We start from the raw sequence: 13,363 nt of genomic DNA, 5'->3' as shown, positions 1-13,363 counted from the left end.
GGAGGTAGGGTGACAAGCTCTCTTTTTACGATGGTTATTCTCGTGATGAATCAGATCGGAATGACCAGACAATGCATCAGACATGTTCGTGCCTGCCAGAGCCAGCATATCCCTATTCTAATTATTGATAATGGTTCTGACCCTGAACATGTAGAAGAATTGAAGTCGCTAGGTGATGGCTATATTCGCAATGAGCAGAATGTTGGCGTCATTCCAGCAATGAATCAAGCCTGGCCGCTGATACAGACGCCATATGTGATGTATATGCATAATGATGTGTTTTTGTGGGAGCCGAATTTTGATCGAAAGATCACGGCTGTTTTGACTGAGGTTCCATACGTCGGTGTTGCAGGCTTTGGTGGAGGGTCCATGGTCAATTGCCATGGGAGCCGGAACTTTTTTACAAGCAATATGCTTGATGCGGAGGTACATGGGACACGGATGAAGGATACTTTCGTTCCCTCTGTCTCTCTGGATGGCCTCTGTCTAATTATTCGAAAAGAGCTGCTGGTAAAGTTCAAAGGCATTGCAACAGAGTACACGTATCATCATTATTATGACATGGATATCTGTTTGGCTTCGATCTATGCAGGTTATAAGGTTGTTGCGATCAATGTGTATCATCAGCATTCGGGCTCCATGACTTCTAAACGAGCCGACTATGTAAAGTGGCTTAGTGATAGAGGGATGACCGATATGGAGCTGTATCTTTATAATCGGAACATCTTTTATGCAAAATGGGGAAGAAAGTCTTGGGTTCTCGTTGATGAAAAAGACTTCATTTATCAAGATGCGGAAGGCCTGATCCCAATGAAGGGATAACGATAAAGATCAAAGAATAATGGAGAGCAGCCGTTATTTGGACAGGCATCAGGGTCTGCTCTTTAAGATGAGATGCTGGTTATTCATACCTATAGTAAAAAAGAAAGAGACGGTCACCCAAGGGTTCCGTCTCTTATCCTTTCATTCGAATCACTTTGCAGAAGTTGAAGCCTTTTTTGGCTTGTTCACTCTTGTCGCTTTAGCCGGCTTAGGCTCCTTGACTGCGATAGCAGGACGGGTCGTATCGATCATATGAATGCGATCGATCGTTCCTCCACCGAGACATTGCTCGCCGTCGTAGAAGACAACCGCTTGTCCTGGCGTAATCGCACGCTGATTCTCATCGAATACCACGTCCAAAGATCCGTCTGGAAGCTTCGTTAACGTAACGCCTTGATCAGGCTGACGATAACGGAACTTCGCTGTGCATGTAATAGGTCCTTCAGGCATCTCGCCATCGATCCAGTTGATATTGACTGCATTAAGCCCTGTAGAATAAAGGCTTGGATGAGCATCTCCTTGAACGACGTACAGCACATTCTGCTTAAGGTCCTTATCCACAACGAACCAAGGTTCGCCTGTACCTGAACCGCCAATGCCAAGTCCTTGACGCTGCCCTAATGTGTAGTACATGAGGCCATCGTGGCGTCCTTTTACTTCGCCTGTTCGAACATCCACCATTTGGCCCGGCTGTGCAGGCAGGTATTGGCTCAGGAATTCCTTGAAGTTGCGCTCGCCGATAAAGCAGACGCCTGTGCTGTCCTTCTTCTTCGCAGTAGCGAGTCCGTTCTCAAGCGCAATACGGCGTACTTCCGGCTTTGGCAGGTGGCCGATTGGGAACATGGCGCGTGAAAGCTGCTCTTGGTTCAAGGCGTTAAGGAAATACGTCTGATCCTTGTTATTGTCCACCCCGCGAAGCAGCTTATAGCGTCCATCCTCTTGAACGACACGAGCATAGTGGCCGGTAGCGACGTACTGTGCGCCAAGGTCCAGTGCCGTTTGCAGGAATTCACCGAATTTAATCTCACGATTACATAGCACATCTGGATTTGGCGTGCGACCATGGCGGTATTCATCCAAGAAGTAGGAAAATACTTTATCGAAGTACTGCTTCTCAAAATTTACCGTATAATAAGGGATGCCGATCTGCTCGCATACACGGCGCACGTCCTCTGCATCATCCTCAGCTGTGCAATGACCGAATTCATCGGTATCATCCCAGTTTTTCATAAATATCCCGATGACATCGTAGCCTTGCTCTTTTAAGAGCAGTGCCGTCACGGAAGAATCGACTCCGCCCGACATGCCGACAACAACGCGGGTAGAGGCATTGCTAGTTGTCATATTCATCACCATCTTACTTTCTTAAGTTATTCTACGATCTATAGATACGGTGGATGATCTATATAAGGTGAGCAAGATTCGTTCAAATTATATACATGCATCAAGCATCACTTCAAACACAGGCGAAAAGGCTTATATTACATTGTAACACATTCGCCTTTTATACCGAAAGTCAGAAGAAATGTCAAGGTGAATTCGAATAGAAAGGGATAATATTGTCCATAACGTGGATAGTTATGATAGGATATACAGAGTGGCGATAGGAATACACAGATTTAATATCGTAATAGATGAGGTGTCGATTTTAAATGAAAATTTCAACTAAAGGACGTTATGGATTAACGATTATGATGGAGCTGGCGAGGAGCTTCGGTGAAGGGCCAACCTCCTTGAAAAGCATCGCAGAGCGCAACCAGCTCTCCGAGCATTACCTCGAGCAGCTTATTGCTCCGCTTCGCAATGCAGGACTAGTAAAGAGTATTCGTGGGGCTTATGGCGGATATATCCTGTCCCGTGAGCCTGAGCTTATTAGCGCTGGGGAAATCATCCGAGTGCTCGAGGGCCCAATCTCTCCGGTAGACTTCACCGAGGAAGATGACCCTGCGAAGCGGGATTTGTGGATGCGCATTCGTGACAGCATTGCACAAGTGCTGGATTCAACGACATTGAATGACCTGATTCATTTTAATGGTGAAAATGGTCAAGACAATTATATGTTCTACATCTAGAGCTCCATTCAAGTTTACGACAGCTTTCGATCACGTTTATTCGATCGAATGGAGCACTGATTAAGGTTAAGAGACGAGGGAAAGTCATGGAATACATCTATATGGACCATGCTGCCACGACTCCTATGCGCCCCGAAGTCGTGCAGGCTATAACCGATGCGATGGTTCAGGGCTACGGGAATCCATCCAGCATCCACGCTTATGGCCGCGAAGCGAAGCGTGTGATTCAGGATGCCAGAGATCAGGTTGCGAAGGCGCTTGACTGCTCTCCGCATGAGATCATTTTTACAAGTGGAGGAAGCGAGAGCGACAACACCGCTATCTTCGGAGCGGCCTGGTCGGCTTGGTTAAGACAGCGTGAGCAGCAAACACAATCTTTGAAGCCTCATGTGATTACTTCTTCGATTGAGCATCATGCTGTATTGCATGCATGCGAGCATCTGGAGAAGCAGGGCTTTGAGGTTACGTATGTTGCTCCCGATCAAGAGGGCATCGTTCATCCTGATGCGATCGAAGCCGTCATTAAGCCTCATACGTGCCTCATCAGCATTATGACGGGCAACAATGAGATAGGGAGCCTTCAGCCGATTCAAGAGATCGGAGAGCTTGCTCATCGTCATGGCATTCTTATGCATACGGATGCTGTCCAAGCTTTAGGAATGCTCGAGCTGAAGTTAAAGAGTCTGCCCGTGGACTTCGCGAGCTTTTCAGCCCATAAGATTAATGGGCCGAAAGGCGTAGGCATTCTTTATGCGAGACAGGGTGTCGCTTATGAAGCGTTCATTCATGGCGGGAATCAGGAGCGGAAGCACCGTGCAGGCACGGAAAATGTGCCGGGCATCGTTGGCATGGCTGCTGCCGTAAAGCTTGCAGAGCAGGAGCAAGCACAGAAGCTCGAACAGCTTAACGAAGTCAAAGAGACGCTGTGGAAGGGGCTTAAAGAGGCCTTCGGTGATCGTGTTGTCCTGAATGGACATCCAACAAAGCGGCTTCCCCACATTTTGAATGTAAGCCTATTAGACGTTCCAACAGAAAAAATGCTTATGAATTTAGACATGATGGGTGTTATGGTATCAAGCGGTTCTGCCTGCACCTCGGGGTCGCTTGAAGTCTCGCATGTGCTAAAGGCGATGGAACTACCTGACGAAAGATTGCGTACTGCGATAAGATTCAGCTTTGGTTTGGGCAATACTAAAGAACAGGCGCAAGAAGTCGTCAAAAAGATTGAAACGATCGTTACCCGCGTACGTAATAGACACTAAGGGCTTTCTAGATTCATAGAGGGCTTCCTACGCCGGGTTCTTCTTGTGCGCAGGAAGGAGGCTCTTTATGAAAGTGCTTGAACTAATTGGGTTGCCTGTTTATGACATTCGCACGGGCAAGAAAGTATCAAAAGTGAGGGACGTCTGGATCACAGACAAATGGCTCGTCTCGCATCTGGAGCTTGAGCATACAGGCCTCTATGCCCGCAAGATGCCGATTATCCCGTGGGAGCATATCTCAGCCTGTGGCGAGGATGCCGTGATGATCAAGAGCCAGGCTGTAATCATGGAGACAGAACACGTTCATGAAGGGACCAAAACCTTTCTATACGGTCCAAGACGTTTGAAGGAGATGCCGGTTGTTACGGAAGAAGGCAATCAACTGGGATTAATCGCAGATGTTTATTTTCAACCCAATATGGGCAATACAGTAACAGGATTGGAAATTACAGACGGGATCCTTGCGGATCTCCTAGAGGGCAGACAGCAGCTCGATTGGACAAGCCAGATGCATCTTGGTGAAGATGCAATCATTATCGAGAGCTCTGCTTGAGAGGATTAGACGTCTTGGAACGGAATGGTGAACAAATTTGCGATGCCCAAACTGCAACTCAAAAGACATTGGTAAGATCGGCTCCCATCAATTTTATTGCTGGGGATGCTTTATCGAGCTTTCGGTGAATGGTGACAAGATGAGTGTCTATCAGGTCGAAGAGGACGGAACATTAAGTTCCTTGGATGATTTGTTCTTTGGTGACGATTGGATCCCAACCGATATGCCAGAGACCCAAACTTCGACGCAAATGTAGCGGAATATACGAACTGAACGTTGAAGCGTTCTTCTTTCGAAGTCATGCAACTCAGGACTTTCGGAGAGGAGCGCTTTTTGCTTTTTAGGGTTTACGTTGAAACGAGATGGCAATATATATTTTTTTATATGAAAATTTTAAAAAAATTCATTTTTAATGGATGGATATTGGCTTATGACAACGATCACTCCTTATCCCACAAGGCTTTCTTGAATGCTAACGTATATAGCGGAAAATCTGCTAGCGAAAAAATCAAACGTTAAAGAAGCGATAAAAAGTGTGACATAATACATATTGTATTAAAATCCAACTATGCATACTATATATTGTGTTTATATAGAGAGGATGGAGATAGAAGATGTCGAAGGCAGCCGTTCAAGCTCTACCAGAGCAGCTGAACATACATACCCTTTATACTGCGAGTGGTAAGAATGCACGTTATCCGGAAAAAGAATTAAGTGCGTCTATTGATCGCATCTTGGAAGGCTCAGATCGTGACCTGATGCAGGAAAACGCGAACGTGGATGGACGTTCTCCAATGGGCATGATGAGCAAGATGGCGAGCGAAAGCTCTCGCTGGTATGTGACACAGCACCTGCTTAGCGATGAAGCAAGAATGGCGATGGAGGCGAATCTACTCTATCCGCATGACCTGGACTTCTATGCGACAGGTACAACAACCTGTTGTCAGATTCCGCTTGGAAAAATACTGAAGCAAGGCTTCAATACAGGGCATGGGCATATGCGGGAGCCGCAAGATATTAAGAGCGCAATGGCGCTCGCTTCTATTATTCTGCAGGCTAATCAGAATCAGCAGCATGGGGGACAGGCATACCCGATGTTTGATTACGATCTGGCGCCTTATGTTGCGAAGACCTTTGTGAAAAATAAAAGATATTTGGATACTTTGCCGCTCGCACCAGACTATAGCGTGGAAGTCGAAGCGTGGCGTCTGACCGAACGAGACGTCTATCAAGCTTGCGAGGCATTTATTCATAATTCGAACTCCATGCATTCAAGAGGGGGCGGCCAGGTGCCGTTCATTTCAATCAATTATGGGACGGACACGTCTCCTGAAGGCCGCATGCTCATCAAGCAGCTGCTGCTAGCAACACAAGCCGGACTTGGCAATGGCGAGACCCCCATCTTCCCCATTCAGATCTTTAAGCTGAAAAAGGGAGTGAATTTCCAATCGGAAGATCACAATTACGATCTTTACGAGCTTGCCCTGCAAACGACAGCAAAGCGTCTATTCCCGAACTTCGCTTTCCTGGACGCACCATTTAATGCCCAGTATGATAACGGCTCGCCAGAAGGCGAAGCCTGCTACATGGGCTGCCGAACGAGGGTTATGGGCAATTTGAACGGCGAAGAAACCGCGATTGGTCGAGGGAACCTATCCTTCACTTCGATTAATCTCGTTCGTCTTAGCTTGATCTCCAATGGCGTCGAGGACTTCATGAATCGTCTCGAGGAGCTTGTCTCCGTAGCGGAGCGCCAACTGCTTGAGAGAGTCCGCTATCAAGGCGAGAAGCGCGCCATGGACTTTAAGTTCCTGATGCAGCAGGGCGTATGGCGCGGCAGTGATACCCTGAAGCCGCAGGACAAGCTGCGTGACGTGCTAAAGCAGGGGACGCTGAGTGTCGGCTTTATCGGTCTGGCCGAGGCCTTGAAGCAGCTGATAGGCAAGCATCATGGGGAATCGGAGGAAGCTTGCAAGCTGGGCATGCGCATTGTTCAAATGATGCGCGAGCAAATGGATGAAGCCGCATCACGCACAGGCTACAACTTCTCCTTGATTGCAACTCCTGCGGAAGGCTTGTCCGGGAAGTTTACCCGCCGAGATCGCCAGGACTTCGGCACGATCGAAGGCGTTACGGATCGCGAATACTATACAAACTCGTTCCATGTGCCAGTGTACTATCACACGAAGGCGTATGAGAAGATCAAGATCGAAGGGCCATTCCACGAGCTGTGCAATGCAGGCCACATTACGTATGTGGAGCTCGACGGCAGTGCATTGTCCAACCCTAAGGCGTTAGACCGCCTGGTACAGGCTATGGCACAGCACGGCGTTGGCTATGGCTCGATCAATCACCCGGTGGATCGCTGCAGCACATGCGGCTATCAAGCGATTATAGAAGAGGACTGCCCAGCCTGCGGTGCTTCGACGGAACAGATCGAGCGCATTCGTCGAATTACCGGTTATCTGGTTGGCACGATGAATAAATGGAACACGGCGAAGCAGGCTGAGGAAGCGGATCGGGTGAAGCACGGATGAGCTTGTACGTCATGTCTATTGTCCACGATAGTGTCGTAGACGGAGAGGGGCTAAGGACGGTCATCTTTTTCAGCGGCTGTCCTCATCAATGTCCGGCCTGCCACAATGAGCAGTCATGGAAGCTTACGAATGGAACGAAGATGACGGTGGATGATGTGTATGAAGAGGTAATGAGCAATCCTCTAACCGATGTGACGCTGTCCGGCGGAGATCCATTTGTACAGGCGAAGGAAGTCGCCCAGCTTGCGAAGCGATTGAAGGATGCAGGAAGGAATATTTGGGCCTACACAGGATATACGCTTGAAGAGTTGAAAGAGGAAGCAAAGGACAAGCAGGAACTGCTGCGTTACGTCGATGTGCTCGTTGATGGACGCTTTATCCTCGAACGAAAGTTCCCCGGACTATTGTTCCGCGGCAGCGACAATCAGCGTATCTGGAAGCTGAAGGATGGAGAACCAATCGGGTTAATTTCCACCTAGTCTACATATACTCTACTGTATGATGCATGTCCGAATGTGGGGTGTGGGATAACAGTGGAGAGATTGTGGAAGAACCGATTGTTCGTTTATGGCATATATGTGTTGCTTGGTCTTCTTATTATGTACATGCTGTACTTGCTGCGTCCGGTCATAGGCCATATCTATGATTTTCTCAAATCAATACTTGCGCCGTTTCTGCTCGCCATGATTATTGCCTATGTGCTGAATCCAGTTGTAACCTTACTGAATGACCGCAAGGTTCCTAGAACGATTGCCGTTCTGTTAATCTATGCTGTATTTATTATCAGCTTAGTCGTGATTCTCATGAACATGATCCCGATGCTGCTTGAGCAGCTTGAAGAGCTTAATCAGCAGATGCCGCATATCAATGCCAAGGCCGAAAATATTATGAATGGAATCAACCGTTCCACGATATTGCCTCATTCTGTACGGTCCGGCATGAATCACTGGATGTTCATTGCTGAAGAGCGGATGTCAAAGACCATCGCCGGCTTCATAGACAATATTGATGAGACCTTGAATGTGCTGATGCTTGCTTTGATCGTGCCTTTTTTGATCTTTTATATCTTAAAGGACTTTGAAGTGTTCGAGCGTACGGTTATCGCCTATGTTCCAAAAAGCCACCGCAAGCACATGGTCATGATGTTCAAGGATATTGACGCAGCGCTTGGCAATTATATACGAGGGCAATTTCTAGTCTGCGTGATTATCGGGGTGTTAGCATACATCGGGTATATGATTATCGGCCTGCCGTACGCGCTATTGCTTGCCTTATGCGTGGCGATCTTTAATATTATTCCGTACCTTGGCCCTTACTTTGGAGCGGCGCCTGCGATGATTGTAGCATCAACAATCTCGATCAAGATGCTGATCTTTGTCATCATCGTGAATACCATCTGTCAGATTCTTGAGGGGAATATCATCTCACCCCAAGTGGTGGGGAGGACGCTTCACATGCATCCGCTCTCGATTATTTTTGCCTTGCTTGTAGGCGGGGAGGTGGCGGGAATTACCGGATTAATTCTAGCCGTTCCGTTGTTTGCTGTCATGAAGGTTGTGCTGCAGCATGTGTTTACGTATTACGTAAGGCGAAAGACATTGTAGAACCTGAAAGCAAATAACAATCTTCTAGCGTATCGTTTCCGTTTCAAGCATTATCTGATGGAGCCTAGATACAAATAGCAGTTTTGCTAAGAGGCATAAAGCAAAAAAACTTATCCAAATTGGATAAGTTTTTTTGTGCTGTAAATTAGGAAATGCTCCGAGATATTAGCATGCTAGTAAGTACTCACATGAGAAGTGTTCAAGTATGAATAATTAAATGGGTTAGTCACCATAATATGAAAAAATGCACCGATAAGGAGCAAAGTGAATTTGAATCAGAATCAATTAATAGAACATACACACCTCGTGAAAAAGCTAGATACGAATTTGCAAATGATTAAGAAGAAATTAGGGGGGAGTTCAGATATTGTTTACCGTGTCCTTGAGCATGATAAATGCATGATCGGAATTGTATATATCGATGGACTGGTGGACTACAAGATCATCAATGATTCCATTATAAAATCGTTGATGGATTACCCATATATCCGTAAAGAGGACTCAAACCTCCCGTACCATTTATTTCATTCGATAAAAAACTATGGATTAGCCACTGGAAATGTAAATACCAACTCGAAGCTGCAAGATGTTATCCAAGGGATTCTTGAAGGAAATACCATAATAATGGTGAATGGATTCGCTCATGCACTGGTCACGAATACACAAGGCGGTGATAAACGTGCTGTAACCGAGCCATCCTCCCAGGGAACTGTTAGAGGTCCGAAAGATAGCTTTACCGAATCCATTACCACAAACCTAACTTTAGTTAGACGCAGAATCAAAAGCGAGGAATTGCTATTTGAACAGTGCAAACTAGGTACTCATACCAAAACAGATATTCGCATTGCATATATGCGCAATATTGCGAATGAGAAGGTAGTTCAAGACATTACAAGAAAATTGCAAGAAATTGAGATTGATGGCGTACTGGAATCTGGATATCTTGAGGAATATCTAAATGATAATCGGTATTCCCCATTTCCCGTTATGTACAACACAGAGAGGCCAGATACAGTTGCTGGCTGCCTCCTTGAAGGAAGAATCGCGATATTTGTGGATGGGACACCACACGTACTTATTGCTCCTGTAAGTTTTTTTTCTTTTATTCAAAGCCCAGAAGACTACTATCAACGATTTGATATTGCAACGGCATTACGAATAGTAAGACTTGTTTCATTTTTTTTGTCAATTCTGACCCCAGCGTTATATGTGGCTGTATCCACTTTTCATCATGCTATGATTCCAACACCACTTATTATTAGTTTTGCCTCACAATCAGAAAATGTTCCATTTCCGACAGTTGTCCAAGCATTAATACTATTAGCAGCGTTAGAAATACTCTTTGAAGCAGGAATACGATTACCAAAAGTAGTTGGCTCGGCTATTTCTATTGTAGGAGCATTAGTTATGGGGGAGGCTGCCGCGCGTGCAGGATTCGTATCGGCTCCTATGGTTATTATTGTCTCCGTTACTGCCATTGCAACCTTTGCAATCCCGTCATTCAATCTAGCTATCGTTGCGCGTCTTCTTCGCTTTTTCTTTTTACTGTTAGGCGCATCATTTGGATTTTTTGGTATCTTATTAGGCTTGTTCTGCTTGGTTGCACATATGGGCCATTTGCAATCGTTTGGGTATCCGTATCTGGCCTCCTATGCGCCCAATGTTCCTGAAGACCATAAAGATGTGATCTTTCGCTTCCCCTTGCGTAAATTTCGAACAAGGCCATCTGGAATCACACAAAATAGACGAAAGCAGTAATAATGGCTGGTCTTGCTACACTATAAAAGTAAGGGAGAAAAAGTCGTGCGTAAATCAGTTTTCTTCGCGATTTTACTTATCGGCGTATCCTTAATATGCACAAGTTGCTGGGATCGGAAAGAGCTAAGAGAAATTGCATTGTGTACGGCAATGTCCGTTGAAAAAACGAAGAATACATATCACCTCTCATTTCAACTCATTAATCCAGGCTCTGTAGTACAAGGTCAGCAAGGCGGCACAGGTGGAGCTTCAAATGTTACAACATATACGAGTACTGGAACGACAATAGAGGAAGCAGCTCGAAAAGCAACCCAGCAAATGTCGCGCAAGATGTTATTCTCCCACATGGCGATTATTGTTATCGATAGCAGTGTAGCAAAAGAAGGGATTAAATCGCTGTTAGATATTTTCGAACGAGATAGCGATATGCGAATGCAGACTAACGTTGTTATTGCAAGGGATTCACCAGCTTCGCAATTGTTGGCATTGTCCACGACCATGGAAAGAATACCTGCAATACAGATGACCCAGCAATTAATTGTCGCTGAACAACAATGGGGGGAAACACATCATATTCAAATCGACGAAGTTAAACGTCAATTAGCAAGCGATGGTAAGGAATTGACAATTGGAGGCATGGGGATATCAGGAGATGAAGACAAAATAAACAAGGAGAGTAATGATAACATTATTCCTGCTTCTACCTTACAGACGAAGGGAATTGCTGTGTTTAATAAGGACAGGCTTGTGGGCTGGCTTGATCAAGAATCCGCTCAAGGATACTTATGGACTCAAAAGCTGCTAAGAAGAACTGCGATAAGACTCTCGTGCGAAGATCAAAACGGATATTTGATGATAAGTATCTCTAGAAATAAGTCTGATTTACAAACAATTAAGATTCGTAATAGGTACTTGCTAAGGGTTCGCGTGCGTGCTGCAGGATCGGTGAAAGAAATTGGAGGATGCTCAAACGAAATTCTTCAAAATCGCACATTGATGAAGTTAGAACAGCAAGCAAGCCGGAAGATTAAAAACGAAATTGAAACAACTTTGAAAATAGCACAAGAGCTCAAACTGGATATATTCGGTTTTGGTGCATCCTTAGATCGAACAGATCGAAGACTATGGAAACGAGTGCAAAAAGACTGGAATGAAATATTTAGCAATGCTGACACGGAAGTTCGTGTTGACATGTCCATCATAAATACAGGCTTAACTGTTAATCAGACACGTACAAAATAACCATATAAACTATCTTCATAAAGGTGAAGTCATGAATAGTAACAATACGACGCTGCATGTATCTCAACTATTTCGATTGATGATGCTATTTGAATTAGGATCAGCTCTTGTCTTTCCTTTAAACAGTGATGCAAAAGAGGCTGCCTGGATATCAACATTGTTGGGAATGCTGCTAGGCTTGGTCTTATTTACAGTAGTCTGCTACATCCTAAAGGATCATCCTTATCAGCCATTTACCGTCGTTCTTGAATCTTTGATTGGAAAAGTATTGGGGAAGACATTAGCTTTTCTTTACACTCTATTTTTTATCTATCAAGCAACCAGACAATTTAATGATTTTGCATTACTTATGAATGTTTCTATTTTCGAAGAAACCCCGCTTCTCATTATCCATCTCATGATGGTACTGGCTATTAGCTATGTGCTTTCTTTAGGCATAGTGGCTTTGGCGCGTACTGGAGAGATTTTCTATCTAGTCATGTTCGTGATGATTGTATTGGCAAGCTTATTTATTATGGTATCTGGTGTGTTGGATGTTCATCGATTAATGCCAATCCTAGGAGATGGAGTGAGCAGTATACTACAATCGTTTCCAAAGGCATTGAATTTTCCATTTTCTGAGGTTATTGCTTTTGCAATGTTCACTCCATATTTAAAAAGGAGTGATTCTTTATTAAGAACAGGGATAGTCAGCTTAATGATAAGTGGTGGAGTCCTTACTTGGATTACGGTACTCAATATATCTGTCCTTGGGGTTGATATCGTTAGTCAGTCATTCTTTCCATTTTTGATGTCTATCGGAGAGGTGAATATATCTGATTTTATCCAACGTCTTGATGCAATAGCCGTGATGATGTTGATTATCGGAGTGTTTTTTAAAGCTAGCATATTCTATCTTGCCGCAGTCATTGCTGTCTCCCATTTATTTAAGATGTCAGATTATAAAAAAATCTTATTAATTGTAGGGACAACGATCTTCTTGTCAGCTCTAATAGTAAGCCCTAATTCTTCTCACCATCTTCAAGAAGGTCTAGTATCGGATCAATGGCTTATCTACCTTCCATTTGAAATTACGATTCCAGTGATCCTTGCAATGGGAATATGGATATACAAGAAGTTAGCGTGAAATCGTGCTTCATGATCGTTTTTAATCAGCCTTATGATGTCTTGTTTTTACCAATATGTACAATAATGATCATGACACTGATGCTAATAATTGTTAAAAGGATCGGATTGATGAGAAGAATGCGATTCACTATGGAAATAATGTCTTGAAACATGGGAATGCCGAGCGGCACATCTAATAAAAGATCAAATAGTATGCTTCCAAATAAGACTGAACCAAACACCATGATGTTTTTCATGAATATCTCCTGACTTCTTTTTGATTAGTTTGTCAAGACTGCAATGTCTTATGCTCTGCATTTCCTTTTATGAGCCGTTAAAGGTTGTTACATATAACCATAATGTTAAGAAATAAAGTAAGAAAGAAGCAGAAATCCTGCTGCATGCA

General features: G+C 44.6%; 13 protein-coding genes. 11 read left to right on the top strand and 2 right to left on the bottom strand.

Annotated features, from left to right (window positions below; translation table 11 throughout):
* Positions 1-9: 9 nt before the first annotated feature.
* Complete coding sequence (locus I2H74_RS19855; protein WP_195575987.1) at positions 10-822, top strand: glycosyltransferase family 2 protein; 813 nt, start codon at positions 10-12, stop codon at positions 820-822.
* A 150-nt stretch (positions 823-972) separates the two neighbouring features.
* On the opposite strand, the gene mnmA is transcribed toward I2H74_RS19855, so the two are convergent.
* Positions 973-2,166 carry a tRNA 2-thiouridine(34) synthase MnmA gene (gene mnmA / locus I2H74_RS19850; RefSeq protein ID WP_195576054.1) on the bottom strand — a complete coding sequence of 398 codons (1,194 nt, stop codon included), beginning with the start codon at positions 2,164-2,166 and terminating at the stop codon, positions 973-975.
* A 308-nt stretch (positions 2,167-2,474) separates the two neighbouring features.
* Between mnmA and cymR the strand changes: the two genes are divergently transcribed.
* From cymR to I2H74_RS19800, 10 genes are all read left to right on the top strand, one after another.
* A complete protein-coding gene (gene cymR / locus I2H74_RS19845) occupies positions 2,475-2,894 on the top strand; it encodes a cysteine metabolism transcriptional regulator CymR (RefSeq protein WP_195575986.1) in 420 nt (139 codons plus the stop codon).
* A gap of 86 nt (positions 2,895-2,980) precedes the next feature.
* Positions 2,981-4,156 carry a cysteine desulfurase family protein gene (locus tag I2H74_RS19840; protein ID WP_195575985.1) on the top strand — a complete coding sequence of 392 codons (1,176 nt, stop codon included), beginning with the start codon at positions 2,981-2,983 and terminating at the stop codon, positions 4,154-4,156.
* 67 nt (positions 4,157-4,223) lie between these two features.
* Positions 4,224-4,709, top strand: coding sequence for a PRC-barrel domain-containing protein (locus I2H74_RS19835; RefSeq protein WP_195575984.1), 486 nt, complete (start codon positions 4,224-4,226; stop codon positions 4,707-4,709).
* A gap of 37 nt (positions 4,710-4,746) precedes the next feature.
* Positions 4,747-4,965: a hypothetical protein gene (locus I2H74_RS19830; RefSeq protein WP_195575983.1), complete on the top strand. Its 219-nt coding sequence runs from the start codon at positions 4,747-4,749 to the stop codon at positions 4,963-4,965.
* A 358-nt stretch (positions 4,966-5,323) separates the two neighbouring features.
* Positions 5,324-7,246, top strand: coding sequence for an anaerobic ribonucleoside triphosphate reductase (locus I2H74_RS19825; protein WP_195575982.1), 1,923 nt, complete (start codon positions 5,324-5,326; stop codon positions 7,244-7,246).
* A gap of 11 nt (positions 7,247-7,257) precedes the next feature.
* A complete protein-coding gene (gene nrdG, locus I2H74_RS19820) occupies positions 7,258-7,725 on the top strand; it encodes an anaerobic ribonucleoside-triphosphate reductase activating protein (protein ID WP_195576053.1) in 468 nt (155 codons plus the stop codon).
* A 54-nt stretch (positions 7,726-7,779) separates the two neighbouring features.
* Positions 7,780-8,850 (top strand): AI-2E family transporter, encoded by a 1,071-nt coding sequence (locus I2H74_RS19815; RefSeq protein ID WP_195575981.1) that lies wholly within the window; start codon positions 7,780-7,782, stop codon positions 8,848-8,850.
* Positions 8,851-9,120: 270 nt separating this feature from the next.
* A complete protein-coding gene (locus I2H74_RS19810) occupies positions 9,121-10,608 on the top strand; it encodes a spore germination protein (RefSeq protein WP_229106879.1) in 1,488 nt (495 codons plus the stop codon).
* A gap of 45 nt (positions 10,609-10,653) precedes the next feature.
* The gene (locus tag I2H74_RS19805) at positions 10,654-11,850 is read left to right on the top strand and encodes a Ger(x)C family spore germination protein (RefSeq protein WP_195575979.1); all 1,197 of its coding nucleotides are present in this window, start codon (positions 10,654-10,656) and stop codon (positions 11,848-11,850) included.
* A gap of 31 nt (positions 11,851-11,881) precedes the next feature.
* Complete coding sequence (locus tag I2H74_RS19800; RefSeq protein WP_229106877.1) at positions 11,882-12,976, top strand: GerAB/ArcD/ProY family transporter; 1,095 nt, start codon at positions 11,882-11,884, stop codon at positions 12,974-12,976.
* 31 nt (positions 12,977-13,007) lie between these two features.
* On the opposite strand, the gene I2H74_RS19795 is transcribed toward I2H74_RS19800, so the two are convergent.
* A complete protein-coding gene (locus tag I2H74_RS19795; protein ID WP_195575977.1) occupies positions 13,008-13,214 on the bottom strand; it encodes a hypothetical protein in 207 nt (68 codons plus the stop codon).
* Between the last annotated feature and the right edge of the window lie 149 nt (positions 13,215-13,363).

The sequence above is a fragment of the Paenibacillus sp. 1001270B_150601_E10 genome (assembly GCF_015558675.1).
Classification (GTDB): Bacteria; Bacillota; Bacilli; order Paenibacillales; family Paenibacillaceae; genus Paenibacillus_B.
Note: the sequence above shows the minus strand (reverse complement) of the source record. Positions and strands in the feature narration are given on the sequence as shown.

Excerpts from the sequence above, each read along its gene's own strand:
- mnmA (WP_195576054.1), bottom strand. The coding sequence starts at position 2,166 with ATGACAACTAGCAATGCCTCTACCCGCGTTGTTGTCGGCATGTCGGGC.
- cymR (WP_195575986.1), top strand. The coding sequence starts at position 2,475 with ATGAAAATTTCAACTAAAGGACGTTATGGATTAACGATTATGATGGAG.
- I2H74_RS19840 (WP_195575985.1), top strand. The coding sequence starts at position 2,981 with ATGGAATACATCTATATGGACCATGCTGCCACGACTCCTATGCGCCCC.
- I2H74_RS19835 (WP_195575984.1), top strand. The coding sequence starts at position 4,224 with ATGAAAGTGCTTGAACTAATTGGGTTGCCTGTTTATGACATTCGCACG.
- I2H74_RS19825 (WP_195575982.1), top strand. The coding sequence starts at position 5,324 with ATGTCGAAGGCAGCCGTTCAAGCTCTACCAGAGCAGCTGAACATACAT.
- nrdG (WP_195576053.1), top strand. The coding sequence starts at position 7,258 with ATGTCTATTGTCCACGATAGTGTCGTAGACGGAGAGGGGCTAAGGACG.
- I2H74_RS19800 (WP_229106877.1), top strand. The coding sequence starts at position 11,882 with ATGAATAGTAACAATACGACGCTGCATGTATCTCAACTATTTCGATTG.
- I2H74_RS19795 (WP_195575977.1), bottom strand. The coding sequence starts at position 13,214 with ATGAAAAACATCATGGTGTTTGGTTCAGTCTTATTTGGAAGCATACTA.